Origin of the sequence: Methylocystis sp. (assembly GCF_021731785.1) — a bacterium.
GTDB lineage: Bacteria > Pseudomonadota > Alphaproteobacteria > Rhizobiales > Beijerinckiaceae > Methylocystis.
On the sequence record NZ_JAKFWS010000026.1, the window covers coordinates 1 to 25355 of the forward strand.

At 63.9% G+C, this 25355-nt stretch carries 23 protein-coding genes and 1 riboswitch; of the genes, 8 read left to right on the forward strand and 15 right to left on the reverse strand.

Annotated elements, in window-relative coordinates:
- Nucleotides 1-251: 251 nt before the first annotated feature.
- The gene (locus QZ964_RS05435) at nt 252-1829 is read right to left on the reverse strand and encodes a 2-isopropylmalate synthase (protein WP_292529672.1); all 1578 of its coding nucleotides are present in this window, start codon (nt 1827-1829) and stop codon (nt 252-254) included.
- Nucleotides 1830-2255: 426 nt separating this feature from the next.
- Here QZ964_RS05435 and QZ964_RS05440 point away from each other — a divergent pair, with 426 nt between their 5' ends.
- The gene (locus tag QZ964_RS05440) at nt 2256-2777 is read left to right on the forward strand and encodes a GNAT family N-acetyltransferase (RefSeq protein WP_292529674.1); all 522 of its coding nucleotides are present in this window, start codon (nt 2256-2258) and stop codon (nt 2775-2777) included.
- Nucleotides 2778-2917: 140 nt separating this feature from the next.
- The gene (ppa, locus tag QZ964_RS05445) at nt 2918-3451 is read left to right on the forward strand and encodes an inorganic diphosphatase (protein WP_292529676.1); all 534 of its coding nucleotides are present in this window, start codon (nt 2918-2920) and stop codon (nt 3449-3451) included.
- A 76-nt stretch (nt 3452-3527) separates the two neighbouring features.
- Here the strand turns inward: ppa and QZ964_RS05450 are convergent, their stop codons facing one another.
- The 6 genes from QZ964_RS05450 to QZ964_RS05475 form a co-directional block, all read right to left on the reverse strand.
- Nucleotides 3528-3887 (reverse strand): DUF1636 domain-containing protein, encoded by a 360-nt coding sequence (locus QZ964_RS05450; RefSeq protein ID WP_292529679.1) that lies wholly within the window; start codon nt 3885-3887, stop codon nt 3528-3530.
- Nucleotides 3888-3955: 68 nt separating this feature from the next.
- Nucleotides 3956-4432, reverse strand: a complete 477-nt coding sequence (locus QZ964_RS05455; RefSeq protein WP_292529680.1) for a hypothetical protein — start codon at nt 4430-4432, stop codon at nt 3956-3958.
- A 241-nt stretch (nt 4433-4673) separates the two neighbouring features.
- Nucleotides 4674-5486, reverse strand: a complete 813-nt coding sequence (locus QZ964_RS05460) for a Crp/Fnr family transcriptional regulator (RefSeq protein ID WP_292529682.1) — start codon at nt 5484-5486, stop codon at nt 4674-4676.
- A gap of 181 nt (nt 5487-5667) precedes the next feature.
- Nucleotides 5668-6324 (reverse strand): methionine biosynthesis protein MetW, encoded by a 657-nt coding sequence (gene metW, locus QZ964_RS05465; protein ID WP_292529684.1) that lies wholly within the window; start codon nt 6322-6324, stop codon nt 5668-5670.
- Nucleotides 6321-7493, reverse strand: a complete 1173-nt coding sequence (locus QZ964_RS05470) for a homoserine O-acetyltransferase (protein ID WP_292529721.1) — start codon at nt 7491-7493, stop codon at nt 6321-6323. The genes metW and QZ964_RS05470 overlap by 4 nt, the downstream gene beginning before the upstream one ends.
- A gap of 117 nt (nt 7494-7610) precedes the next feature.
- Nucleotides 7611-8435: an alpha/beta fold hydrolase gene (locus QZ964_RS05475; RefSeq protein WP_292529686.1), complete on the reverse strand. Its 825-nt coding sequence runs from the start codon at nt 8433-8435 to the stop codon at nt 7611-7613.
- A 123-nt stretch (nt 8436-8558) separates the two neighbouring features.
- Here QZ964_RS05475 and QZ964_RS05480 point away from each other — a divergent pair, with 123 nt between their 5' ends.
- The 3 genes from QZ964_RS05480 (at nt 8559) to QZ964_RS05490 (ending at nt 12344) form a co-directional block, all read left to right on the forward strand.
- The gene (locus QZ964_RS05480; RefSeq protein WP_292529688.1) at nt 8559-9761 is read left to right on the forward strand and encodes a glycosyltransferase family 4 protein; all 1203 of its coding nucleotides are present in this window, start codon (nt 8559-8561) and stop codon (nt 9759-9761) included.
- A gap of 127 nt (nt 9762-9888) precedes the next feature.
- Entirely contained in the window at nt 9889-10341 is a 453-nt protein-coding gene (locus QZ964_RS05485; protein ID WP_292529691.1) for a DUF2147 domain-containing protein, read from the forward strand.
- Between the two features lie 146 nt (nt 10342-10487).
- Nucleotides 10488-12344 (forward strand): cation:proton antiporter, encoded by a 1857-nt coding sequence (locus QZ964_RS05490; protein ID WP_292529694.1) that lies wholly within the window; start codon nt 10488-10490, stop codon nt 12342-12344.
- 7 nt (nt 12345-12351) lie between these two features.
- Here QZ964_RS05490 and QZ964_RS05495 read toward each other — a convergent pair whose 3' ends face one another.
- Nucleotides 12352-13734, reverse strand: coding sequence for an anion transporter (locus QZ964_RS05495; protein ID WP_292529696.1), 1383 nt, complete (start codon nt 13732-13734; stop codon nt 12352-12354).
- A 164-nt stretch (nt 13735-13898) separates the two neighbouring features.
- On the opposite strand from QZ964_RS05495, the gene QZ964_RS05500 reads away from it, so the two are divergent.
- Entirely contained in the window at nt 13899-14543 is a 645-nt protein-coding gene (locus QZ964_RS05500; RefSeq protein ID WP_292529698.1) for a helix-turn-helix transcriptional regulator, read from the forward strand.
- A gap of 102 nt (nt 14544-14645) precedes the next feature.
- Nucleotides 14646-15719 carry a cytochrome c peroxidase gene (locus QZ964_RS05505; protein WP_292529701.1) on the forward strand — a complete coding sequence of 358 codons (1074 nt, stop codon included), beginning with the start codon at nt 14646-14648 and terminating at the stop codon, nt 15717-15719.
- A 207-nt stretch (nt 15720-15926) separates the two neighbouring features.
- Here the strand turns inward: QZ964_RS05505 and gcvPB are convergent, their stop codons facing one another.
- The 7 genes from gcvPB to QZ964_RS05540 all read right to left on the reverse strand — a co-directional run bounded on the left by gcvPB (nt 15927) and on the right by QZ964_RS05540 (nt 23572).
- Nucleotides 15927-17471: an aminomethyl-transferring glycine dehydrogenase subunit GcvPB gene (gene gcvPB / locus QZ964_RS05510; RefSeq protein WP_292529703.1), complete on the reverse strand. Its 1545-nt coding sequence runs from the start codon at nt 17469-17471 to the stop codon at nt 15927-15929.
- Complete coding sequence (gene gcvPA, locus QZ964_RS05515) at nt 17471-18811, reverse strand: aminomethyl-transferring glycine dehydrogenase subunit GcvPA (protein ID WP_292529706.1); 1341 nt, start codon at nt 18809-18811, stop codon at nt 17471-17473. Before gcvPA ends, gcvPB begins: the two co-directional genes overlap by 1 nt.
- Nucleotides 18812-18829: 18 nt before the next feature.
- Nucleotides 18830-19204 (reverse strand): glycine cleavage system protein GcvH, encoded by a 375-nt coding sequence (gene gcvH, locus QZ964_RS05520; protein ID WP_292529707.1) that lies wholly within the window; start codon nt 19202-19204, stop codon nt 18830-18832.
- Nucleotides 19201-20358, reverse strand: coding sequence for a glycine cleavage system aminomethyltransferase GcvT (gcvT, locus tag QZ964_RS05525; protein ID WP_292529709.1), 1158 nt, complete (start codon nt 20356-20358; stop codon nt 19201-19203). The genes gcvH and gcvT overlap by 4 nt, the downstream gene beginning before the upstream one ends.
- A 152-nt stretch (nt 20359-20510) precedes the next feature.
- Nucleotides 20511-20600: riboswitch (glycine riboswitch) on the reverse strand.
- Nucleotides 20601-20701: 101 nt separating this feature from the next.
- Complete coding sequence (gene hspQ / locus QZ964_RS05530; protein ID WP_292529712.1) at nt 20702-21034, reverse strand: heat shock protein HspQ; 333 nt, start codon at nt 21032-21034, stop codon at nt 20702-20704.
- A gap of 89 nt (nt 21035-21123) precedes the next feature.
- Nucleotides 21124-22167, reverse strand: a complete 1044-nt coding sequence (locus tag QZ964_RS05535; RefSeq protein ID WP_292529714.1) for a CoA ester lyase — start codon at nt 22165-22167, stop codon at nt 21124-21126.
- 85 nt (nt 22168-22252) lie between these two features.
- Complete coding sequence (locus QZ964_RS05540; RefSeq protein WP_292529716.1) at nt 22253-23572, reverse strand: Nramp family divalent metal transporter; 1320 nt, start codon at nt 23570-23572, stop codon at nt 22253-22255.
- 259 nt (nt 23573-23831) lie between these two features.
- On the opposite strand from QZ964_RS05540, the gene QZ964_RS05545 reads away from it, so the two are divergent.
- Nucleotides 23832-24938, forward strand: coding sequence for a cupin domain-containing protein (locus QZ964_RS05545; RefSeq protein ID WP_292529718.1), 1107 nt, complete (start codon nt 23832-23834; stop codon nt 24936-24938).
- The last annotated feature ends 417 nt before the right edge of the window (nt 24939-25355 follow it).

Sequence of the window (25355 nt, forward strand, 5' to 3'; positions counted from 1 at the left end):
ATCGCTTCAAGCTCGGGCCGACCTTCGTGACGGCGCAGGTCAACGCCGAGAACCTGCTGAACCAGATCTATGTCTATGGAACGTCGAACTTCCCGAATCGTTCGGCGGGCTCCTTTGGCGCGCCGCGCAATATTATGGGATCGCTGCGCGTGGAATTTTGATCGGCGCGCCTACTCTGCGCCGCTCGCGCACAGCGATGCAAAGCCTCCCGCCGGTCGTTAGCCGGCGGGAGCTTTCCTGCGCTAAGGACCCTAGATCGCCTGCATCGCTTCGGGCTTAGTGCGCGCCCGCTTGGCGATCAGCCGGTTGAGCGCTGACACATACGCGCGCGCCGAAGCGACGAGCGTATCGGGATCGGCGCCTCGGCCCGTCACCGACTTACCGTTTTCGCTCAGACGCACCGAAACCTCCGCCTGCGCGTCGGTGCCTTCGGTGACGGCATGGACCTGGAAGAGCTCCAGCGTCGCTTCATGCGGCGCGAGCGCCTTGATGGCGTTGAAGATGGCGTCGACAGGGCCGTTGCCGGTCGCCTGATGCGTCAACTTCTGGCCGCCGATGTCGAGCGTGAGGGCCGCCGACTGCGGGCCATGCGTGCCGGCCATCACCATCAGCGCCTCGACCTTGATGTGATCGTGCGCGTTGACGATCTCGTCGTCGACCAGCGCGGCTAGATCTTCGTCGTAGACGAATTTCTTGCGGTCGGCCAAATCCTTGAAGCGGTTGAACGCGTCCTCCAGCGCATTCTCGCCGAGATCATAGCCGAGCTCCTTCAGCTTCTCTCGGAAGGCGTGACGGCCGGAATGCTTGCCCATGACGAGCGACGTCTTGGAGACGCCGACGCTTTCGGGCGTCATGATCTCGTACGTGTACGCATTCTTGAGCATGCCGTCCTGATGGATGCCGCTCTCATGTGCGAAAGCGTTTCGCCCGACGATCGCCTTGTTGTACTGCACCGGAAAGGATGTTACGGCCGACACAAGCTTCGACGCGCGCGTCAACAGCTTGGCGTCGATATGGGTGTAAAACGGCAGCGCATCGCCGCGCGTCTTCATCGACATCACGACTTCTTCGAGCGCCGCGTTGCCCGCCCGCTCGCCGATGCCGTTGATCGTGCACTCGACCTGCCGCGCGCCGCCTCGCACGCCGGCGAGCGAATTGGCGACGGCCAGTCCCAGATCGTCGTGACAATGCACCGAGAAGATCGCCTTGTCGGAATTTGGCACGCGTTCGCGCACGGTGCGGAACAGCAGCTCATATTCCCCCGGCGTGATGTAGCCGACGGTGTCGGGAATGTTGATCGTCGTCGCGCCGGCCTTGATCGCGGCCTCGACGCAGCGGCAGAGAAAATCGAGTTCCGTGCGGGTGCCGTCTTCCGCCGACCATTCGACGTCGGCGACATGGTTGCGGGCGCGCGTCACCGAAGCGGAGACCATCTCCAACACTCGCTCCGGCTCCATCTGGAGCTTGTATTTCATATGCACGGGCGAAGTGGAGATGAAGGTGTGGATGCGCGGACGCCTCGCTTCCCGCAGCGCTTCTGCGCAACGGTCGATGTCCTTTTCCGAAGCGCGCGCCAGTCCGGCGACGGCGGCATTCTTCACCCGCCGCGCCACTTCGCGGACGCTCTCGAAATCGCCGGGACTGGCGATCGGGAAGCCGGCTTCGATAATATCGACCCCCAGTTGGTCGAGCAGATCCGCGACCTCGAGTTTCTCTTCGAGAGTCATGGAGGCGCCGGGCGATTGCTCGCCGTCGCGCAAGGTGGTGTCGAAGATCAGAACGCGCCCGTCGTTATCTGCGACGGCGCCGGGCTGTGACGGATGGTTCATCGGTTTTGGATCCTGCTTTTTGCCGCGCCCCCTCGGGGGCTCTTGTCGTGACTGCATGACATGTCCCCTGAAGGCCTGGGCGTGAGCCCGTCGGGCGCTCAGGGGCGACTAAGAAGCAGCAGGCCGAAAAGCGGCAGGGAAGACAGGCGCGCGAATCCGCGCGCGCGCGAAGGCGTCGCAGCAACATTCGCAGAGGCGGTTGCGTAAGGCAACGATCTCTTCCCATTCCGGCGGCTCTTGGCCGCAATCGGCGGCAAGACTAACGCAAGAGGGGCATGCGCCGCAAGCGCCGCGTCATCGCTTTTTCAATCTCGCGTAAACGGCGGCCACGCCGAGCGGATGAGCGTCTCGGCCAGCCGAAATTTTTGCATCCGAGACGCTTATGGCCCTTGCCGAAACGAATGTAGGAGACCTAACATTCCAAGCATGGTCAAAACCGCATTCTCCATCCGCCACGCGCGTCCGGGAGACGCTGAACAGATCACGCGCGTTCATGACGCCTCGTGGCGCTCCGCCTATCGGGGCGTTATCCCAGGCGCAGAGCTTGAACGGATGATCGCCCGGCGCGGTCCCAATTGGTGGCATTCGGCGATCGTGCGCGGCACCGGCCTGCTTGTGCTCGACTTTGACGACGATATCGTCGGCTACTCGACCTATGGCCGAAACCGCGTGCCGTCGATGCCTTATTCCGGCGAGATTTTCGAAATATATCTGACGCCCGAGCAGCAAGGTCTTGGTTTCGGGCGGCGCCTGTTCAACGCCACGCGCCGCGAACTCGCCGAGCACGGCTTTCTTTCCACCATCGTCTGGGCGCTCGCCGACAATGACAAGGCGCTCGCCTTCTATCGCGGCCTCGGCGGCCAGACCGTGCGCCGCGCCGAGGAGCGCTTCGGCTCGGACATGCTGACGCGCGTCGCCTTCGGTTTCGTTTCGGCGCCGGTGCGCTGAGCGCGCGGCGGTTCTGCGGCAAGAACGCCGCCGCCAGGCGGGCAGCGCTTTCGCTTTAAAGAACAATCTAAGGGATGCGCAAAGCGATGCGCCGGCGAAATGTCCTCGCCGCGCGGTCGATATCTCATGGGAGCACTTGAATGCGTCTCGACGCCATACCGATCGGCGTGAACCCGCCTCACGAAGTCAATGTCGTCGTCGAAGTGCCGCTTGGCGGCGAGCCGATCAAATATGAGCTCGACAAAGCTTCTGGCACTCTCTTCGTCGATCGCTTCCTCTATACGGCGATGCGCTATCCGGGCAATTACGGCTTCATTCCGCACACGCTATCCGACGACGGCGATCCCTGCGACGTGCTCGTCGCCAATACGCGTCCCGTGGCGCCGGGCGCCGTCATCGCGGTTCGGCCGATCGGCGTGCTGCGCATGACGGACGAAGCCGGCGGCGACGAAAAAATCGTCGCCGTGCCCGCCGCGCGGCTGACGCAACGCTACGTCGATGTGGAGAATTACACCAACCTCCAGGAGATGACCTGGCGTCGGATCGAACATTTCTTCGTCCACTACAAGGATCTCGAGCCCGGCAAATGGGCGAAGGTCGCCGGCTGGGGCGACGCCGCCGAAGCCCGCGCGCTCATCTCCCAGGCGATCGAACGGGCGCAGGCGGCGAAATAACGCTTAGATCACGCTGCATTTGGACGGCATCGCCGACATGCGGACGAATTGAGTGGTCCGTTTTTCGCGGCGCGCCCTACGGAACCGGCGGGGTGCGCGACACCACGCCCTTCTTGAAGCACGCCGGCCTGTCCTTCCAGGCGACGATGCCGTTGCCGGCGGCCGCGAAGCTTTGCGCCGAGTCGATCAATTCGTCGAGATGGGCACCCTCAAGATCGCCTATGACATAGGTCCATTTGCCGGCGCCGGCGAAGGCGACCGTCGCGGGGCGCTTGCACACCGCGAGGCATTCCACCGGCTCGACGGCGATATCGAGGTTGCGCTCGTCAAGCCGCATACGCAGCGCTTCCAATAAAAGCGCGCCGGGGCGTAGGTCAGCGTCCTCGCCGTCGCGGCAGGAAACGCAAACAAAGACCGTGACGCCCGGCGCAGCCATCTTCAAGCTCCTGTCGCTGAACGCGCCTTGTCAAACAAAGTCGCGCCAAAGACAAGCGGCCCCCCTCTCTAGGGATTATATGCGCAGCGCGCGCCGCCGCCGGCCTTTTCCGCGACTTCATCGGCGTCGACGATGCAGTCGAGCGCCGTGATCGACGCGTGGGATGTCCCAGCCGCGCCTTCCAGCACGACGCCATTCTCGATCAAGGTCGCATAGAGCTCATGCGCCTTGCGGCTGCTCAATTCGATCTTCTTTGCGCCGAAGGTCAGCGCACAGGCGCGAGACGTGATATCGACATTGCCGGCGCGGCAATCGATCGCATCGGCTTTAACCGCGATGCGGAGACCTTTGGGGTGTGGCGCTACGGCATTGCCGCTCAAAAAGACGGCGAGAAGTTTTTTGTAGAGGGGGCTCGTTTGAGGCGACAATTCGCCGACGATCGCCGAAAGCGCCAGCGCGCTTGAGCCGCTGCTGGCTCCCGCCTGAGCGGCGACGGGCGCGAGCGCGCATAAAAGGACCAATCCAATCGTCTTGTGTGCGATCATGGCGATTCCCCGATAAATGCATCTGCGCAATTGACCATGGGCCTACGCCGAATTTGCGACGCAGGGGGTTCGGTCGACAGCGGCAAGCTTATCCGCCATTTGCGGGCGCGTGAATGTGCGCGTTAAAAAAAAGGCGGGCCGGCTCATCCAATCACGCCGCCTTCGGGAACCGCCGATACCGCGAATATATTATTTAATTTCAAAACCTTATAGAATAGTCTCGACACCAAAGCGTCGCGCTCTAGGCGGCGTCGTGCCGCTTCGCGGCGTTACGGCGCTTGAACGCCAAGCCGGCGCGCGCGCCGAGACAAACGCATTGGTCGGCGAGATGCGAGACGCTTTCGACGTGGACATTGCGCGTCTCCGTGCGCACGCCATGAGCACGCAGTTTCGCGAAGGCGCGTGACAGCGTTTCCTGCTTCACGCCAAGACGCGCGGCGATGAGGCGCTTGTCATAGGGCAGACGGAAGCGGCACCGGTCCTCTCCCGCCGGGCAATGGGCGAGCAGGAAATGGGCAAGGCGCTGATCGGCGTTCTGGCTCTTGAGCGACTCGATCTCATCGACGAGCCGCGCAACGCTCTCCTTGGAGTGCCGCATCAACGCGACGCAGAGCGAGGGCGATTCCTTGAGCTGCCAAGCGAAGCGCGTCGCGGGGAGCGTGAGCACTTTCGTGGGGCCGACCGATTCCGCGGAGACCGTGTGGATCTCGTTGGCCGCCGTGGGCGCTTCGTCAATCATTTCGCCCGCCGAACGAATGCCGATGAGCGTTTGGGCTCCGGAACGCGCGACGCGCATCAGCTTTACATAGCCGCTGACAACGAATGAGAGGTCCGTGACGCCAGCGCCTTGCTGGAAAAGCGTTTCGCCGCTTTGGAGCGACTCGATCCTGGCGTCGGCGGAGAGCCGCGACAACGTCCCTTCGTCGACATCCGCGAAGAGCGACGCTTTGCGTAGTTCGCCGGGGCCCACCGGCAAAGACGCACGCGAATCCGCCCGTCCCTTTCGCCGGACGGCGTCATAGCGTTGCGCCGCGCGGCCGGTATCGATCGTCAAGCTCGCGCATCCTTTTTCGAAGCGCAGCAGATCATGCGCGTCATTCAATGAATGACGCGACAACGAAGCGGAGGCGCCGCCGCTCCCTCCTGCGCGTGTTCGATAATGCCGCCGATAGGAAGGCTAACGCGAACCGTCACACGGCGAAAGACGAGTGACGCGGGACAAACCGTCGCATGAGTCAGGCCCGTTTGCCGCCGCGCTCCAAAAGAAACACCGCCTGTTCGCCGAAAAGATTCCAGACCCACCAGGGGGCGTTGAAGCGGATCGGCGCGCCGGCGCGGTCTAGCGCCGCTCCCCGCTCGATATGCGCGCCGAGTTCGTCGACAAGTTCGACGAAGTCGCGAATGGTGCAAAGATGAATGTTCGGCGTGTCGTGCCATCGATAGCGAAGGTGGCCGGTCACCGGCATTCGGCCGGTCAGGCTGAGTTGGGCGCGCACGCGCCAATAGCCGAAATTCGGAAATGAAACGATCGCGCGACGTCCGATGCGCAGCATATTGGCGAGCGCCGCGCGCGGACGCCTGGTCGCCTGCAGCGTCTGCGAGAGAATCACATAGTCGAAACCGTCGTCCGGATAGTCGCAAAGGTCGGTGTCGGCGTCGCCCTGAATGACGGAAAGTCCCTTGGCGACGCATTCATTGACGCCGCGCTGCGAGAGTTCGACGCCGCGGCCGTCGACGCCTTTTTTTTGGGCGAGAAGCTGCAGCAAGGAGCCGTCGCCGCAGCCGACGTCGAGAACGCGCGCGCCGGGCGCGACCATCTCCGTGATGACCGCGAGATCGAGACGCGGTTGATCGAGCGGCCGGGTCGGCTCCCCCGCGGGCGTGAAGTTCATTTCGAGTTTCCGTGAGCCGCGAGGCCACGCGCAGCCGCGGCCGAGTCGAGGAAGCCGCGGGTCGTCGCAATAAACATCGGTTCATGCAGCAAGAAGGCGTCGTGTCCCTTGTCTGATTCGATTTCGACAAAAGACACCGACGCGCCGCCGGCGTTGAGCGCATGAACGATGGCGCGCGAATCCGATGTCGGATAGAGCCAGTCCGACGTGAAGGAGACGACGCAAAAACGCGTCTTGATGTCCTTGAACGCCATGGCCAATGAGCCGCCATAATCGGCGGCGAGATCGAAATAGTCGCAGGCGCGGGTGACGAAGAGATAGGAATTGGCGTCGAAGCGTTCGACGAAGGCGAGTCCCTGATAGCGTAGATAGTTCTCGACCTGAAAATCGGCGTCGAAGGAGAAGGTCGGCGCGCTGCGGTCCTGCAGCTTGCGGCCGAATTTGCGCTGCAAAGCCGCTTCCGAGAGATAGGTGATATGCGCTGACATGCGCGCCACCGCGAGACCCTTCTCTGGCCGCACGCCCTGCTCCTGATAGCGCCCCGAGCGCCAATCGGGATCGGCCATCACCGCCTGCCGGCCGACTTCGTGAAGGGCGATGTTCTGCGCGGAATGTTTGGCGGCGGTCGCGATCGGCATGGCCGAAAACACCCGCTTCGGATAGCTCGCCGCCCATTGCAGCACCTGCATGCCGCCCATCGAGCCGCCGGCGACGCAGAACAGCGTCTCGATCCCCAGTTGATCGATAAGCATCGCCTGCGCCCGCACCATGTCGCGGATGGTGACGACGGGGAAGTCGAGCCCATAGGGATTGCCGGTCGCCGGATTGGTCGACGACGGCCCGGTCGTGCCCATGCAGCCGCCGACGACATTGGAGCAGATCAGAAAATAGCGATCGGTGTCGAAGGGCTTGCCGGGGCCGACCATCGCGTCCCACCAGCCGGACTTGCCAGTGACGGGATGAACGCCCGCCGCATATTGGTCGCCGGTGAGGGCATGACAGAGCAGGATGGCGTTGCTGCGCGCGGCGTTCAGCGCGCCATAGGTCTCATAAGCGATGGCGAGCGGCGCAATGCGGCCGCCCCCGTCGGTCAGAAGCGGGCGGTCCGGGTCAAAAACAACGGTTTTCGGCGCCAAGCCCTCGCCGCAGGCCGGCCGCGCCTCTGACACTATGGACAAGCGATCTTCCTAAGCGTTCGATATGCCGAACATTTCGTTCGGCAACATCGATGGGGCCGGCGGAGGTGTCAAGCGCGGCGCGGCCGCGCCGTCGCGCGGCTCCGGCCTTCAGTCAAAGAGAGTAGGCGGCGGCGCGCCCGGCGGCGGCGCGCTCATCGTCTCAATGGCGGCGGCGAGCTGCGCGAGGTCTTCGGGCTGAGACAGCCGGTGGTCGCCGTCGGCGATGAAGGTCAGCGTCACGGGATCGGCGTTCAGATGTTCGACGATCGTCAGCGCGTGGCGCCAGGGCACAGCTTCATCGCGCATGCCCTGCAGAATATGCACGCGCGCATAAGCGCGAATGAGGCCGCCGAGCATCAGATGATGGCGTCCCTCTTCAATCAGCCGCCGCGTGACCGGCCCGTGATCCGGCTCCTTGGCAAGCAAAACGCCCTTTTCCATGAGTTCGCGGCGCGTCGCCGCGTCGAAGGACTCCCACATCAGTGCCTCGGTGAAATCGACCGCGGGGGCGAGGAGAATGAGTCCGGCGAGCCGCGCGCTCTCGCCTTTCGCCGCCAGCCGCTGTGCCAAAAGCAGGGCGATCCAGCCGCCCATCGAACTGCCGAGGACGATCTGCGGCCCCTGCGTCGAGCGCTCGAAGACGGTGAGGCTCTGCTCCAGCCAGTCGCCGATGCAGCCGTCCTCGAAACGCCCCTCCGAGCGGCCGTGGCCGGAATAGTCGAAGCGCAGAAAGGCGCGCCCGCGCGCCTGCGCCCATTGGTCGAGAAAGCTCGCCTTGGTTCCGTCCATATCGGAGGCGAAGCCGCCGAGCCAGACCAGGCCGGGGGCCTTTGCGCCCGCCGCCGTGGCGGGGCGCAAGCGCCGAGCGATGCGCCAGGCGCCGCCGACCGGATTGGGAATGTCGAGGAAGTCGAGAGCGTCCGGCGCGTGCATCCGCTTAAGGTCTAAGGAGCCGTGATTATGAAATTAGGCGTTCTGCTCATAGTTGGTAAAGAATCTCGCAACAGAATGCGAGGGCCGGACGATTCTGTCCGAGGCCCGCATTACCCCCTAGCGATGTCGCAACCGCTCGCCCCGATCGTCTCCGCCGAGCAACCACTGGCCGGTCGAACGATCTTGCAAATCGTGCCCGACCTCCAGTCGGGCGGGGCGGAGCGTGCGACGGTGGACGTCGCCGAGGCTTTGAGCCGCGTCGGCGCGCGCTGTCTCGTCGCGTCGCGCGGCGGACGCATGGTCAGCGAATTGCAATCCAAGGGCGGAGTCTGGGCGCCGTTTCCGGCGGCGACCAAAAATCCCTTCGCGATGGCGCTCAATTCGGTGCAGCTGGCGCGAATTATCCGCGACGAAGGCGTCGACATCGTGCATGCCCGCTCGCGGGCGCCCGCTTGGGTGGCTTATTACGCTTCGCGACTGACCGGCGCGAAGCTCGTGACGACCTATCACAGCGCCTATGGCGGGTCGTCGGTAATCAAGCAGCGCTACAACGCCATCATGGCGGCAGGCGACGCCGTGATCGCGATTTCGGAATTTGCCGCGCAGCGCATTCGGGACCTGCATCCGGAAAGCGCCTCACGCATCGTGATCGTTCCCCGCGGCGCCGACCTGCGCGTCTTCTCGCCCAGCGCCGTCGGCCAGCGCCGCGTCGAACGCTTGCGGGCGGCGTGGGGCGTAGCGCCCTATGATCGGGTCATTCTGCTGCCCTCGCGGCTTTCGGCGCGCAAGGGTCATGTGGTTCTGCTTGAGGCGGTCAAGCGCCTGATCAAGGAAGGCTTCTTGGACCTGCGCGTCGTTTTCGTCGGCGACCCGCATAGCGACGCTTTTCGCGGCGCCCTCGAGACGCAGATCGAGCGCGCCGGACTTCGGGACGTCGTCCGCCTCGTCGGCTACTGCGAAGATATGCCCGCCGCCTATCTCGCCGCCGCCGTCACCGTCGCGCCGGCGACGGAGCCGGAGGCTTTCGGGCGGATCGCCGTCGAGGCGCAGGCAATGGGCGCGCCGGCGGTCATCTCGGACATCGGCGCCGCGCCGGAAATCGTTCTGGCGCCGCCGCAGACCCCGCGCCATCTCGCGACGGGATGGCGGACGCCGCCCGGCGATCCGGTCGCCCTGGCCGAGGCCATCGCCGAAGCGCTGAGCATGAAAGCCTCGGCGCGGGACGAATTGGCGCTGAGGGCGCGCCGAAACATCGAGGAGCGCTTCTCGGTGGAGGAGATGCAGCGGAGAACGTTGCAGGTTTACGAGCGGCTTCTCGGGCTCTAATCCGCCATTCAGCTCAGTTCCCGCGGCTCAGTTCCCGCCGTCATATTGAGGCCCGCCCGGGGCCGAAGATTCGACAATGAGCAGCGCCAGCCTCTATGCTTGTCGCCATCGATAATGGAGCGATTGAATGAAGACCGATAGCGTCTTCGATCTTCCCTGGCGGCGACGCTTCGCCGCCGCCACGTTTGCTGCGCTCTTTTACGCGCCTGTCGCTCAAGCCGGAAACGAACCCTTCGGAATCTGGCTGCGTCCCGAAGCCGGTCAGCAGTTCAGCTTTTATGATTGCGGCGGCCTGCTGTGCGCGAAACTGGTTTCGGTTCGAAACGCCGAGGAACAGCACGCGGTCGGCACAGTCATCCTGCGCGGCGCGTCAAAGAGCGGCCCCAAGGAATGGCGCGGCAAGCTGTACAATACCAAAGACGGCAACGTCTATGACGGCGTCATCACCTTGAAGTCCGGCAACGAACTCACTCTCAAAGGCTGCCTGTGGGGCGTGATCTGCAAGGGCGAGACGTGGCGAAGAGCAACGGCCACAGCTGGCGCCAAAGCGTCGGACAAGGCGCAGGACGCCGACGAATAGAGCGCAGCTGTCGCGCCGATCGCTTCAAATTGTAACGCCCAGACGCCACCGGCTTGCCCGGCGGCGCGACTCTTGCTGTCTTTATCGCCTAATCGCCGCGTGATCCATTTAACATGCACGCGGACGAGCGCGGGCGACGAGGCGGCATGACCAACTCCTTACATCTTGAATCCTATCGAGAGGCGCTGGTCTTTCTCGCCACGGCGGGCGTCGTCGTGCCGCTGTTTCATCGCATCAAGCTTTCGCCTGTGCTGGGCTTTCTCTTCGCCGGCGCGGCGCTCGGGCCGTTCGGCCTCGGCCGATTCGCGCAGGACCATGAATGGGCGCGCTATGTCACCATCGCCAATGGCGAGGGTGTCTCCGATCTCGCCGAATTCGGCCTCGTGTTCCTCCTCTTCATGATCGGCCTGGAGCTGTCCTGGGAACGGCTTGCGCGCATGCGACGGCTCGTCTTCGGACTGGGGCTGGCGCAGGTGGTGGTCTGCGCGGGCGTGCTCGCGGCGGTGGGCTACTATTACTTCCACGTCCAGCTTGGACCGGCGCTGCTGATGGGCCTTGCGCTCGCCATGTCGTCGACGGCGGTGGTTCTGCCGGTGCTCGCCGAGGCGCGGCGCTTGAACAAGACCTCTGGGCGCGTCGCCTTCTCGGTGTTGCTGCTGCAGGACCTCGCGGTGGCGCCGGCGCTGTTTCTGGTATCGGCGCTTGCCGAAGCCAAGACCGGCGGCTTTACCGCCGAACAGGCGGCCTGGGCCTTCGCGCGCGCCTTCATCGCCATGGGCGCGCTGATCTTCATCGGACGGCTGCTGCTGCGTCCGCTGTTTCGCATGGTCGCGGCCGTGCAGTTGACCGAACTCTTTATGGCCGCCTGCCTGCTTGTCGTCATCGGCGAAGCGGCGCTTTCGGCGGCCGCCGGATTCTCCATGGGGCTCGGGGCCTTCATCGCCGGACTGCTCCTCGCCGAGACCGAATTTCGGCGTGAGGTCGAGGTGACGATCGAACCGTTCAAGGGCCTGCTGCTCGGCCTCTTCTTCGTTTCGGTCGGCGCCGGCCTCGATATCGGCGCGGTCGCCGCCGACCCCTTGCCGATCTTCGTTTACGCTGGGGGGCTGGTCGCCCTTAAAGGGGCGATCATCTTCGCTCTCGCGCGTCTTTTTGGCGTCGACTGGCTGCCCGCCGTGGAGGCGGCGCTGTTGCTGGCGCCCGGCGGCGAATTTGCCTTCGCGCTGCTGACCTCGGCGATGGCGGTCGGCGTGCTGCCGGGTCACTATGGCGCCGACGCCATGATCGTCGTTACGATCAGCATTTTCGCCATTCCGTGGCTCGGGCGCCTCGGCGCGGCGCTCTCGCCGCCCACGACGGAAGCGGAGGACGAACAACAATACGCCGATCTCGCACCCACCGCCGAAATCGCCGAGAACCGCGTCGTCATCGTCGGCTATGGCAGGATCGGCGGACTCGTCGGCGAAATGCTGAAGCGCCACGACATCCCCTTCGTCGCGATCGAAAGCGTCGTGTCGCTCGTGACCGAGGCGCGTGAGGACGGCGTCGAAATCTACTGGGGCAACGCCACAAGGCGCGATTTCCTGATGCGCTGCGGGCTGGAGCAGGCGCGCGCGCTGGTCGTGACGATCGAAAACGCCCATGCGGCCGGCGAGATCGTCCGTCTCGCGCATGAGATTCGCGGCGATCTGACGATCGTCGCGCGCGCCCGCGACGCGCATCACGCCACCGAGCTTTATAAGTTTGGCGCGACGGACGCCATTCCCGAAACGGTCGAAGCAAGTCTGCAGCTCGCCGAGACCGTGCTCGTCGATATCGGCGTGCCGATGGGCTACGTCATCGCCTCGATCCATGAAAAGCGCGACGAATTCCGCAAGCTGCTGCAGCCGTCCAATGAGGCGGCGCGCGTGCGGCAGGCGGAGCGCAACCGAAAGATCAGACGCGAACATGCGCGCCGGCGCATATCGGGACGCGCCGCGGAAGAGAGCGAGGAGGAGGGGTAGGGCTTCCTCACAGCCTCCAAAGTCCAAGCGCGATCGTCGCGATGGTCAGCGGCGCGCCGACCTTGAAATAGGTCCAGAAGCCTATTCTCACGCCAAGCGATCGCGCCCGTTCGACGACGATGAGATTGGCGATCGAGCCGACAAGCGTGAAATTGCCGGCGAGCGTCGAGGCCATCGCCACGATCAGCCAGGCCCGTTTCGGATCGCTCAGTCCGATGATGAACGGCTTCAGCGCGAGAACCGCCGGCACATTGCTGACGATGTTGGACAACACGGCCGAAACGAGCGCCAGCGTCGACGCGTCATCGAGTCTGAGCCGTCCGACTTCCGCGATCTCTCCTGGCGTCAGCACCGCCTTGTCGAATGCGCCGACGACGATGAAGAGTCCCGCGAACATCAAAAGCAGCGGCCAATCGATTTCGCGGTAGATCTTTCTTGAGCCTACGCGTCGCGTGAGCAGCAACAGCCCGCCGGCGACGATCGCCGCTTTGGCGGGCGGAACGCCAGCGAAAAAAAGCGCGATCATCGCCGCGGTGATCAGCAGGACTTTAGAGGCGAGCGCGCGATGATAGGGGCGCGGCGGCGCATCGATCGGCGTCAGCTTGTCGCGCGAGAAAAATTCGCGCGGGAAGGCGAGCGCCACGAAAAGAATCGTCAGCGCGACGCCACTGAGGGCGATGGGCCAGAGCGCTTGAGTGAAATCGCCGTAGGAAATCCCCGAGGCGGTAGCGATAATCATATTCTGGGGATTGCCGGTGATCGTGGCGACGCTGCCGACATTGGAGGCGAGCGGGATCGACAGCACATAGGGCGTCGGATCGCGCTTCAGCCGTTGCGCCAGATCCACGACCAGCGGCGGCATGACGAGACAGATCGCGTCATTGACCAGAAAGGCGGAGAAGAATCCGGTCGTCGCGGCGACCGCCGCGAGCAGAAATATTGGACGCCGGGCGACATCCGCCAGCCAGTCGGCGGCGCGGCGGAAGAAGCCGGAAAGGCGCAGATTGGCGACGACGATCATCATGCCGAGCAGCAAAGTGATCGCGTCGAAGTCGACGGCGCGATAGGCCTCGTCGAGGCTCAAGGCGCCGACGCCGATCATCAGGCTCGCGCCGAGCAGGGCGCCGCCGGCGCGGTCGAGCCGATAGTAGGGCAGCTTGCCGATCGCCAGCACGAGATAGGTCGCCGCGAAAATCGCGCTCACCGCCGCGGTCTGGGGCGTCGGCGTCGGCAGGCGGCTCAGAAGGGACAGAAGTTCGCCGACCCCAAGGATCGCAGCCGCGGCCAGGGCGGCGCCCCCCGCGACGATGATGGTCGCGAAAAGCCCGAGCCAGAAGCGGAGGAACGGGTGGCGCGCGCCGATCGAGGCGGGTTCGAGCGAAGGCGGCATGGAACCCGGCGGGTTAGAGCGCGATAAAAAGATCGCACAGCAAGAAGAGGTTATGGCGCTTGGCCTCATGCGCGCCAAGCCGCAGCATGGATTTCCTATTGTGCGGCATAGTTAATAGATATATTCCTAACGGCTAGGAAATTCTTCCGATTCGCGGCCGGCCGATGTCCGATATCCTCACCCATGCCCAGATTTGGGCGGCGATCGACGCGCTCGGCGAGCGATACGGCCTGACGCCATCGGGCCTGGCGCGCAAAGCCGGCCTCGATCCGACCACCTTCAACCGCTCCAAGCGCGAGACGACGAACGGGCGCCAGCGCTGGCCGTCGACCGAATCGATCGCCAAGGTGCTGGCCGCGACCGGCGCCGGGCTCGATGAATTCATGTCGCTGGTGACGGCGAACAGCGCCGCCGGCCGGTTGCGCCATACGCGGCCGCTGATCGGCCTCGCCCAGGCCGGAGTCGGCGGCTTCTTCGACGACGCCGGCTTCGCCACCGGCGCCGGCTGGGACGAGATCGACGTGCTCGCCGGGGCCGACGAACATTCCTATGCGCTGGAGATCACCGGCGACTCCATGTCGCCGCTCTATCGCGACGGCGATGTGGTGATCGTCTCGCCCGCCGCGCCGGTGCGGCGCGGCGACCGGGTGGTCGTCAAGACCACATCGGGCGAGATCATGGCCAAGGAGCTGAAGCGCGAGACGGCGCGAACCATCGAACTGCGTTCGGTCAATCCCGCCTATCCCGACCGCACGATTCCCCGCGACGAGGTGAGCTGGATGGCGCGCATTCTCTGGGCGAGCCAGTGACTGTGACGCTTCGCCGCCGCAGAACGCATCTAGCCGCGAGCGGTTGTAGCCGTGCTATAAGCTTCAGTCTCTCACGCCCGCTTCCATCCAGGTGACCGCCGCATGCGTCTTAAGCTGATCGCCTCTCTTGTCGCGCTCCTTGTCGGCGGCCCGGCGCTCGCCGACGCCAGCCTGCGAGATCGGGCGAAGGAGCTTTTCCAGCCGATTCCGTCAGCGCCGCCGGCGATTCCCGGAGAGACCGCGACGCCGGAAAAACTCGCGCTCGGCAAGATGCTTTACTTCGAGCCGCGGCTTTCCGGCAGCGGCGATATGAGCTGCGCCGCCTGTCACAATCTGAGCATGGGCGGCGTCGACGGCGGCGCCCTCTCCGGGGGTCATAACGCGCAGCTCGCCGGCCGCGAAGTGCTCACCGTGATGAACGCCATTTTCAACAAGTCCCAATATTGGGATGGGCGCGCCGCCGATCTTTCGGATCAGGTGGTCAATTCGGTGATGGCCAATCCCAAGGCGATGCTGAAAACGCGCGGCGGACCGATGCCGATCAATCCGACCGAACACGCGGCGGCGAAACAGCGCGCGGTGGAGCAATTCAGGGGAATCCCCGGTTATGTCGCGGCCTTCAAACAGGCTTTTCCCGAACAGAGCGATCCCGTCGCTTACGACAATATCGGCCGCGCCATCGCGCTGTTCGAGGCGACGCTGATCACGCCGGATTCACCGTTCGATCGCTGGCTCAAAGGCGACGATCAGGCCCTGTCCGACGCGCAGAAGGACGGACTGAAGCTCTTCATCGAGAAGGGCTGCGCGACCTGCCACAACGGCGTCAATGTCGGCGGCGGCATGTATGCGCGCTTCGGGGTCGTCAAACAGCCGCCGCCCGAATATCTGCCGCCGGACGACTGGGGCCGCTTCGCGGTCACCAAGGCGGTCGCCGACAAATACGCCTTCAAGGTTCCCTCGCTGCGCAATGTCGAACTGACCGCGCCCTATTTCCACACCGGCGCGACCTACGATTTGAAGAAGGCCGTGGCAGTGATGGGCGAAAGCCAGCTCGGCGTCGCGCTCGGCGCGGACGAGACCGACAAGATCGTCGCGTTTCTGAATTCGCTGACCGGGCGGCAGCCCGAGGTCGTCTTGCCGATTCTGCCGCCGCGCACCGCGCCGCCGACATATTGACGTCACGTCTGTTAAGCGGCTCGGAGTCATTCCCGACGCGCGCTTCGCGCGCGATCGGGAATTCAGAAAGAACCAATCTTTCGCAGCGTTGCTCTGGATTCCCGGTCAGGCCTTCGGCCTGCCGGGAATGACACGCCAAGCGAACGCATCAAGCGGCGTTGGTATGAGACGGACTCGCAATGCGTTTCCATCCTCAACGATCCGCTCCTAAATCGCCGCCGTTTTCTCCTCCCATCGCAGCACCGGCTTTCTCGCAGCGAGCGCTTCGTCGACGCGCCGGCGCGGCGCGAGCCGCGGGGCCTGGGCGAAGCGCGTCATGTCTCCGGCCTTGGCGCTTTGCGCAAGATCGCGCAGAGTCGCGATGAAGAGATCGAGCGAAGCCTTCGATTCCGACTCCGTCGGCTCGATCAGCATCGCGCCATGCACGACCAGCGGGAAATAGATCGTCATCGGATGATAGCCTTCGTCGATCATCGCCTTGGCGAAATCGAGCGTCGTTACGCCGGTCCCGCGCAGCCAGCCGTCGTCGAACAGGACTTCATGCATGCAGATGCGATCGCCGAACGGCTGCGTCATCACGTCGCGCAGAGACGCGCGGACGTAGTTCGCCGCGAGCACGGCGTCTTTCGAGGCCTGGGCGACCCCGTCGCCGCCATGCGCCAGCATATAGGCGAGCGCCCGCACGAACATGCCCATCTGGCCGTGGAAAGCGGTGAGACGGCCGAAGCTCTGCGCGCCCTCGGCGTCTTCGACGAGCTGCAATGAGTCGCCCTTGCGGCGGATGAAGGGAACCGGCGCGAAAGGCGCGAGACGTTCCGAGAGTACCACCGGGCCGGCGCCAGGTCCGCCGCCGCCATGCGGCGTCGAGAAGGTTTTGTGCAGATTGATGTGCATCGCGTCGATGCCGAAGTCGCCCGGCCGCAGGACGCCGGCAATCGCGTTGAAATTGGCGCCGTCGCAGTAGAAATAGCCGCCGGCCGCGTGGATCGCGTCGGCAATGTCGACGATCTCGCGCTCGAACAGCCCGCAAGTATTCGGGTTGGTCAGCATGATCGCGGCGACGTCGTCGTCGAGCGCGTCCTTGACCGCCTGCGCGCGCACCGTGCCGTCCGGCGCCGCCGGGACAACGCGCACCGAAAAGCCGAGCAGGGCGGCGGTGGCCGGATTGGTGCCATGCGCGGACTGCGGAATGAGCACGACATTGCGCGTCGTGCCTTCGCCTTTGGCGGCGATCGCGGATTTGATCGCCATCATGCCGCAGAGTTCGCCATGCGCCCCGGCCTTCGGCGACAGCGCCACTGCCTGCATGTTGGTCAGCTTCATCAGCCAATCGGCGAGCGTCTGCATCAGCTCCAGCGCGCCCTGCGCCGTCGATTGCGGCTGCAGCGGATGAATGTCGGCGAAACCCTCGTAACGCGCGATCTTCTCATTGCTGCGCGGATTGTGCTTCATCGTGCAGGAGCCGAGCGGATAGAGTCCGGCGTCGATCGAATAATTCTTGCGCGACAGACGCACGTAATGGCGCATCGTCTCGGGTTCGGTGAGGCCCGGAAGACCGATCGGCGCGTTGCGCTCGAGCGCGCCGAGCCGGGTTTCGACCGGCGCGGGAGCGCCGATATCGACTCCGGTCGCGTCGAGGCGGCCGATCTCGAAGATCAGCGGCTCTTCCTGATCAAGCCCGCGATTGCCGGTGAAGGTCGCGGGAATTTTGTCGTCGTCGAGCGGTTCGACGATTGCGGGTCTGTCGAGCATCAGAGCGACTCCTTGAGCGCCGCGACGAAAGCCGCGCGATCCTCATCCGTATTGACTTCGGTGCTGGCGACGATGAGACGATCGTCGAGCCCCGCCCCTGGGAAGAGCCGCGAGACGGGAACGCCGGCGAGAACGCCGCGCGTCGCCATGTTCTCGACAAGCTCGGCGGCGTCGCCATCGACGCGCAGCGTAAACTCGTTGAAGAAAGTCTCGTTGAGCACTTCGACCCTTGGCGCCTCCGCCAGCATCTTTGCCAGCAGAACCGCGTTGGCGTGATTGACGCGCGCAAGACGCGTCAGCCCGGCTTCGCCGAGCAAGGTCAGATGAATCGTGAAGGCGAGCGCGCAGAGGCCGGAATTGGTGCAGATGTTCGATGTCGCCTTATCGCGCCGAATATGTTGCTCGCGCGTCGACAGCGTCAGCACATAAGAACGCCTGCCGTCGGCGTCGACGCTTTCGCCGGCGAGCCGGCCGGGCATCTGCCGCAGGAATTCGTGCCGCGTGGCGAAGAGTCCGACGTAAGGTCCGCCGAAATTGAGCGAATTGCCGATCGACTGGCCTTCGCCGACGACGATGTCGGCGCCCATTGCGCCGGGCGATTTGAGGAGGCCAAGCGACACGGCTTCGGTGAACGCGGCGATGAGCAGCGCGCCATTGCGATGGCAGGCTTCCGCAATCTTCGTCAGGTCGCGCAGATTGCCGAACACGTCGGGCGTCTGCACGACGACGCAAGAGAGCGTGTCGTCGATGCGCGAGATGAGATCTTCAACGGCGCGAACGTCAGGCGCCATGGTCTCGACGTCGTCTTCGGCAAGGCGCGAGACGGTGCGCACGACCTCGGCGTAATGCGGATGCAGCCCGCCCGAAAGCAGCGCCTTGCGCCGCTTCGTCAGACGATGCGCCATGAGCACGGCTTCGGCGGTGGCGGTGGAGCCGTCATACATGGAGGCGTTGGCGACATCCATGCCTGTCAGCAGAGCGACCTGGGTCTGGAACTCGAAGAGATATTGCAGCGTGCCCTGGGAGATTTCGGGCTGATAGGGCGTGTAGCTCGTCAGGAATTCCGAGCGTTGAATGAGATGATCGACGCTTGCGGGAATGTGATGCTTATAGGCGCCGGCGCCGACGAAAAACGCCGCGTGCGAGGCGGGAAGATTGCGCGCGGCAAGGCGGGAGAAGAAGCGCTCGACGTCGAGCTCCGACTTGCCGGACGGCAGGTCGAGCGGCGTTTCTAACAGCGTCTCAGTCGGCGCGTCGGCATAGAGCGCTTCGATGGCGGGAACGCCGATCGTCGCGAGCATCGCGCTTCTGTCGGCTTCTGACAGCGGTTGGTAGCGCATCGTTCTTTTCCTTCGCGCTTAGAGCGTCTTGAGAAAGCTCGAATAGGCGGCGGCGTCCATCAGCGATGCGCATTCGCCAGGGTCGCTGATTCTCACCTTGACGAGCCAGCCGCGTCCAAGTGGATCGTCGTTGACGAGCGCCGGGGTTTCGCCCAACTGCGAATTGACTTCCACGACTTCGCCGCCGACCGGCGAATACACTTCGCTCGCCGCCTTCACGCTTTCGATCACCGCAATCTCTTTGCCTTTTACGACCTTCTTGCCGACGTCGGGCAATTCGATGAAGACGATGTCGCCGAGTTGCGACTGCGCATAATCCGATATGCCCAATGTCGCGATGTCGCCCTCGAGCGCGACATATTCATGGTCCTTGGAGTAGCGGCGATCGCTCATCTCGCGTCCTTTCCAACCGGCGTCCTGAAATAGCGATGCGCGACGAAGGGCAGAGCCGCAACGTCGACCTCGATGCGTTTGTCGCGCAGCGTCGCCGAGAGCGTCGCGCCGACTTTTGCGTGATTGATGGCGACATAGCCCATCGCGATCGGGCGCTGCAGCGTCGGCGAAAAACCGCCCGACGTCACGTGACCGACAGTTTCATCTTCGAGCGCATGGAGCGCGGCGCCTTCGCGCAGCGGCGCCTTCGACCGCGGCAGCAGCCCGACGCGCATGCGCGCAGGTCCCAGCTCAAATCCTTGCCGAATGCGCGCGTAGCCGGGGAAACCGCCCTCGATGCGTCGGCGCTTGCCGATCGACCAGCCAAGTCCCGCCTCGACCGGATCTGTCGTCTCATCGAGGTCGTGGCCATAGAGCGGCAGGCCAGCTTCCAACCGCAAGGCGTCGCGCGCGCCGAGTCCCGCCGGCCCCACGTCTTCGTGCGCGAGCAAGAGATGCGCAAGGTCTGCCGCATGTTCAGCCCGCAGCGACAGCTCGAACCCGTCTTCGCCCGTATAGCCGCTGCGCGACACGAAGAGCGGCGCGCCGCCGAAATCGAAGGCGCGCCAGCCCAGGAAAGCAAGGTCCTCGGCGCCGGGGAGGAGTGCGCCGAGGACCGCGGCCGCGCGCGGCCCCTGAAGAGCAAGCAGCACGCGGTCTAAGGGATTGAAATCGAACCGCGGCAGCGCGGCGGCGATGAGCGCAAAATCGTGTTGCTTGCGCGCGGCGTTGACGACAAGCAGCAGTCGCTCTTCGACGCCCGGCAGCCGCGTGACCAAGAGATCGTCGAGAATGCCGCCAGTCTCATTGAGAAGCTGCGTGTAGCGCGTGCGCTCCGGCGCAAGCGAGATCAAATCCGCCGAGGCAAGGGTTTCGAGCGCCCGCGCGACGCCTGCTCCTGCGAGGATCGCCTGGCCCATATGGGAAACATCGAAGAGGCTTGCTGCGCGCCGCGTATGCGCCGTTTCGGCGACGATGCCCGCTTCGTATTGCAGCGGCATCTCGTAGCCGGCGAAAGGCGCCATGCGCGCGCCAAGCCGCCGATGCAGCGCGTCGAGCGGAAGTTTGGCCAGCGCGGAAGGCGCAGTGGGCGCGACGTCGAGTTCGGTCACCATCAACTCCGGCGGAATAAGGCTTGCTCAGCAAAGTCGAACTTTGCCGCGCGCCCCCTCTGTCCGGTGACCTGAGAGATTTCCCTGCGCCGAAGCGTCAGGTTACGCCCTTCGGTGGGCGAAACGCTTGCGCGCCGCGCCGCTTTCCAGAGTTATGCTTCGTCGCGGTCCTTTGGCCTGAGCGTTTCCGGGGCGGTTTCGCCTTCGGCGCCGGCGCACGCGCCGGTCTCTCCCGCGAAGAAGTTGACCTCGCTCCAAGATGTGGGCGATTCGCGCGATCGTCAATCCTGTTGGCTGCGTCTTTTTTTTGCAGTCCGCTATTGCCGCGCCATTCGATTGGAACGCTTCAGTGGCGTTTCGGCGCCCGCATGCGATACACGCCGTCGTCGTCGCGCTCGAACGTTTCGTCAACTTGTGGGTGACGGACAGGTCTGTTGCTGTCGTCGGGCAGCAGATTTTGCTCCGAGACATAAGCGACATATTCAGTTTCGGCGTTCTCGGCGAAGAGATGATAAAATGGCTGGTCTTTGTGAGGGCGGAGCTCTTCCGGAATCGACAGCCACCACTCTTCTGTATTGGCGAAGACCGGATCGACGTCATAGATCACGCCGCGAAAAGGATAGCGGCGATGCTTGACCACCTGGCCGATCGCGAATTTGGCGGTATTCTCTCGCGGCATTCAAAAGCGCCCTTAACACGCTGTTTACTTACTTGTTACTAACGCAGGCGAAGCACGGCCGTCAATTGGCCGCGCTTGGCCGGGCGGTGTCACAACCCGTAGATCTTTGCGAAGTCGGCGTCTTTGGCGGCGACCTGTTTGGCGAGATCGACGACGACCTTGCATTGCTTCCAGGTGGCGTCGTCCTGCATGCGGCCGTCGATCATGACGGCGCCGGTGCCGTCCGGCATAGCTTCGAGCACCCGCTTGGCGAAAGCGACTTCCTGCGGATCGGGCGAGAAGACCTTCTTGGCGATGGCGATCTGCGACGGATGCAGCGACCAGGCGCCGGCGCAACCCAGCAAGAAAGCGTTGCGGAACTGCGCCTCGCAGGCCGGCGCGTCGGAGAAATCGCCGAACGGACCGTAGAACGCCTTGATGCCGGCAGAGGCGCAGGCGTCGACCATCTTGGCGATCGTATAATGCCAAAGGTCCTGCTGGTAGGAGGCGCGCAATCCCTGTCCCGGCTCGGCGTCGGCGATCACCTTATAGTCCGGATGGCCCCCGCCGACGCGCGTGGTCTTCATCGCGCGGGAGGCGGCAAGATCGGCCGGACCCAGCGAAATGCCGTGCATGCGCGGCGAAGCGGCGGCGATCGCGTCAACGTTCTTGACGCCTTCCGCGGTCTCCAGAATGGCGTGAATGAGGATAGGCTTCGTTACGCCGTGGCGCGCTTCGAGCTGCGCCAAAAGCTGGTCGAGATAGGCGATGTCCCAGGGGCCCTCGACCTTGGGCAGCATGACGACGTCGAGCTTGCTCCCGACCGCGCCGACGATGTCGATCATGTCATCGAGCGCCCAAGGACTATTAAGCGCATTCATGCGCGTCCATAGGCCGGTCGAGCCGAAGTCGGTCGCTTTGGCCATTTCGATGAAGCCTGAGCGGGCGGCCTGTTTGGCGTCTGCCGGGATCGCGTCTTCGAGATTGGCGAGAACCACGTCGACCTGTTTGACCAGTTCGGGGACCTTGGCGCGAAATTTTTCGAGATGCGGCGGCACGAAATGGATCATCCGCTCGACTTTGACGGGCGGCTCACGCAAAGGCGCCGGCGCCCCGATGGCGAGCGGACGGTAGAATTGATTGGGAAGTTTCATATAGACGCAGCTCCAAAAAACTGCGTCGAGTTAAGCCAGATGCGTCGGCTTGGCAATGGCGCGGTTGTCACGGCCGACGACGCGCTCAACCGGCCACCGCGTCCCAAAGCAGCTTCACATTGAGCACGATGATCGCCGTCGCGATGATCGCCGCGAGCGCGGTGGTGCGCCGGGGCGCAACGAGTTCGCCCATGACGCTGCGCTGCGCCGTGAAGGCGACGAGTGGAACAACGGCGAACGGCAGCGTCACGCTGAGCGCCACCTGGCTCAGGACCAGCAGCTGCGCCGTCGCCGATTCGCCGGCGTAAAGCGTCACCCCGATCGCCGGCGCGATGGCGATGCAGCGGGTGATGAGGCGCCGCATCGCCGGCTTCATCCGCAGCCGCACGAATCCTTCCATCACGATCTGACCGGTGAGGGTAGCGGTCACCGTGGAGTTCAATCCGCAGGCGATCAGCGCCACGGCGAAAAGCGTCGCCGCGATCGGTTGTCCGAGCAGCGGCGCGATCAGCCTGTAAGCTTCGCCAAGCTCCGCGACCTGGGTATGCCCGCTCGCGTGAAAGACCGCCGCCGCGAGAACCAGTATCGCGCCGTTGATGAACAATGCGAGAAACAGCGCCAGCGTGCTGTCGATCACCGCGAAGCGAATAGCCTCGCGCTTCTTTTCGAGCGGCTCGGCCACGGCGCGGGTCTGCACGACGAAGGAGTGCAGAAAGAGGTTATGCGGCATCACCGTCGCGCCAAGGATGCCCAGTCCGATGTAGAGCATCTCGGGATCGGTGAAAAAATGGCGCGTCGGGATGAGCCCTTGCGCGACCTGGGCGAAATCAGGACGCGCCATGATAAGCTGGGCGGTGAAGGACAGGGTGATCAGCGCCAGCATCGCCACGACGAAAAGCTCGATCTTGCGGAATCCGACGCGCTCCAACGCGAGCACCAGAAAAGTGTCGAGCACGGTGATGAGAATGCCGACCGCGAGCGGCAGGCCGAACAGCAATTGCAGGCCGATGGCGGTGCCGATCACTTCCGCGAGATCGGTCGCGAATATGCCGACTTCGGCCAGGAGCCAGAGCCCGACCGCGGCCGGAAAGGGATAATGTCGCCGGCAAGCCTGCGCGAGATCCAGCTCCGCGCCGACGCCAAGCCGCGCCGCAAGTGACTGGAGCACGATCGCCATCAGGCTGGAAAGCACGGCGACAAACAGCAGCGCGGTGCCGAATTTCGAGCCGCCCGCCAGCGCCGTCGCCCAATTGCCGGGGTCCATATAGCCTGTGGCGACAAGATAGCCGGGACCAAGAAAGATGAAGAGACGCCGCAAAAATGCGCCGCCTTCGGGCACATGCACCGACCGGCGCATATCGCCGCGCTGCGGAACAGGCGTCTCGGCCGTCGTCGCTGGCGTCACATTGTTCTCCTTGGCGGCGCCGGCGACGGCCGGACATGGGGTGCTCCGCGAGAGGTTTTCGCCTTAGGGCGTTCCTTTGTCACCAATGTAAATTCTCGGGCACAAAATTTCAGGCGGGGCCGAATCGCGTACATTGATCGAGCGCGCCGAACGCCAGCGTGGCGCCGAAGTTTGGCCGTTACTATGCAAATCAGTCAGTTGCGTTTGTCATACGCTGGCGCGATCCTTTTCGGTCCAGGTCTAGAAGCGGGGCTTGTAAATGTTCCAATTAACGATCCCGATCAGCTCGGAAGGCGGACATCCGAGCTTTCACAACAACGTCCCCGATCCGGCGACCTCGGGCGCCGAGCTGCCGACGTTTAAGTTCGAGCTCGAAAAATCGGCAGGGCGCGTCGACGGCGCGAGCTACGGCAAGGAGGCGACCGTCGCCCAATTGCCGATCTCGAAGGATATCGCCGGCGTCTCGATGCGCATGGAACAGGGCGTCATGCGCGAGCTGCATTGGCACGCGACCGCGGCCGAATGGGGTTTCGTCACCGAGGGGCGGGTGCGCACCACCGTCATCGACCCGGCGGGCTGCTCCGAGACCAATGATTTCGAACCCGGCGATCTTTGGTATTTTCCCCGCGGCCATGGCCATGTCATCGAAACGCTGGGGAAGGACCTGTGCCATTTCGTTCTCGTCTTCGACAACGGCTATTTCTCCGAATTCGGCACATTCAGCATCAGCGACTGGATCGGCCACGCGCCCAAGGAGCTGCTCGCGAAAAATTTCGGCGTTCCGGCGTCGACCTTCGACAGCTTCCCGAAGCAAGAAGTCTATTTCGCCAGGGGAAACATGCCGCCGGAGACCCCCACGCGACCGCTGCAGGGCTGGAAGCCGCCGCCGCTCACCCATAAATACAGCCTTCTCTCGCAGAAGCCCTTCGAGACGTTTTCGGGTGGAATCGAATGGCGCGTCGACGGATCGCAATTCCCGATTTCGACGACGATGACCGGCGTCGTTCTCGAAATGGAGCCGGGCGCGCTTCGCGAACTGCATTGGCATCCGAACGCTTCCGAATGGCAATATGTGCTGAGCGGCCAGTTGTGCGTCACGCTCTTTGGGTCAAAAGGGCGCTGGCGCCAGGAGACTCTGTCGAAGGGCGACGTCGGCTATATTCCACAGGGCATGGGTCATTCGCTGGAAAATGTCGGGACCGACACGGTGCGCGTGCTCATCGTCTTCAACAACGCCCATTATCAGACGATCGATCTATCGCAATGGATCGCCGGCAATCCGACCGACATTCTCGCGACGAATTTCGGTCAGGACCCAGCGGTGTTCGAGAAATTCCCGCGCAAGGACGTCTTCATGACGAAGTGAGTAATACGAAACCGTTTGAACGGGCGCGGATGTCATTCCCGACGCGCGCAATGCGCACGATCCAGAGCGACATCGCTGATCCTTGTTGTGACTCTGGATTCCCGGTCAGGCCTTCGGCCTGCCGGGAATGACACTCTCCGAGCAAACGGATCGGCCGAATTTCATATAAGAGGCTCGCGCCCGCGAGTCCCTAGTGCTCAGATTCCTTGAATCCGCTCATATGCGGTGGATTCCGTCGGAGCACTGCTGCGTTTATACACTTGTTCAGCGATTTGCTGAACGAGATAGGTTGATCATGGCGGCTCCACGTCGAGTGATCGAGTTGGCGTTTACGGAGAGCGACCTGGCGGAGTTAATGAGGCTTGCGCGTTCGCGGACAGAACCGGCGAGCCGGGTCGAACGCGCGCGGATGCTCCT

Coding starts and splice junctions, on each gene's coding strand:
- QZ964_RS05475 (WP_292529686.1), bottom strand. CDS start 8,435: ATGCACGCGCCGGACGCTCTCGACTTCCTCGACATTCCCAATCCGGTC.
- ppa (WP_292529676.1), top strand. CDS start 2,918: ATGCGTCTCGACGCCATACCGATCGGCGTGAACCCGCCTCACGAAGTC.
- QZ964_RS05535 (WP_292529714.1), bottom strand. CDS start 22,167: ATGAAACTTCCCAATCAATTCTACCGTCCGCTCGCCATCGGGGCGCCG.
- QZ964_RS05505 (WP_292529701.1), top strand. CDS start 14,646: ATGCGTCTTAAGCTGATCGCCTCTCTTGTCGCGCTCCTTGTCGGCGGC.
- QZ964_RS05500 (WP_292529698.1), top strand. CDS start 13,899: ATGTCCGATATCCTCACCCATGCCCAGATTTGGGCGGCGATCGACGCG.
- QZ964_RS05485 (WP_292529691.1), top strand. CDS start 9,889: ATGAAGACCGATAGCGTCTTCGATCTTCCCTGGCGGCGACGCTTCGCC.
- metW (WP_292529684.1), bottom strand. CDS start 6,324: ATGAACTTCACGCCCGCGGGGGAGCCGACCCGGCCGCTCGATCAACCG.
- QZ964_RS05490 (WP_292529694.1), top strand. CDS start 10,488: ATGACCAACTCCTTACATCTTGAATCCTATCGAGAGGCGCTGGTCTTT.
- QZ964_RS05450 (WP_292529679.1), bottom strand. CDS start 3,887: ATGGCTGCGCCGGGCGTCACGGTCTTTGTTTGCGTTTCCTGCCGCGAC.
- gcvH (WP_292529707.1), bottom strand. CDS start 19,204: ATGAGCGATCGCCGCTACTCCAAGGACCATGAATATGTCGCGCTCGAG.
- gcvPB (WP_292529703.1), bottom strand. CDS start 17,471: ATGCTCGACAGACCCGCAATCGTCGAACCGCTCGACGACGACAAAATT.
- QZ964_RS05440 (WP_292529674.1), top strand. CDS start 2,256: ATGGTCAAAACCGCATTCTCCATCCGCCACGCGCGTCCGGGAGACGCT.
- QZ964_RS05455 (WP_292529680.1), bottom strand. CDS start 4,432: ATGATCGCACACAAGACGATTGGATTGGTCCTTTTATGCGCGCTCGCG.
- QZ964_RS05435 (WP_292529672.1), bottom strand. CDS start 1,829: ATGAACCATCCGTCACAGCCCGGCGCCGTCGCAGATAACGACGGGCGC.
- QZ964_RS05495 (WP_292529696.1), bottom strand. CDS start 13,734: ATGCCGCCTTCGCTCGAACCCGCCTCGATCGGCGCGCGCCACCCGTTC.
- hspQ (WP_292529712.1), bottom strand. CDS start 21,034: ATGCCGCGAGAGAATACCGCCAAATTCGCGATCGGCCAGGTGGTCAAG.
- gcvPA (WP_292529706.1), bottom strand. CDS start 18,811: ATGCGCTACCAACCGCTGTCAGAAGCCGACAGAAGCGCGATGCTCGCG.
- QZ964_RS05480 (WP_292529688.1), top strand. CDS start 8,559: ATGTCGCAACCGCTCGCCCCGATCGTCTCCGCCGAGCAACCACTGGCC.
- QZ964_RS05545 (WP_292529718.1), top strand. CDS start 23,832: ATGTTCCAATTAACGATCCCGATCAGCTCGGAAGGCGGACATCCGAGC.
- gcvT (WP_292529709.1), bottom strand. CDS start 20,358: ATGGTGACCGAACTCGACGTCGCGCCCACTGCGCCTTCCGCGCTGGCC.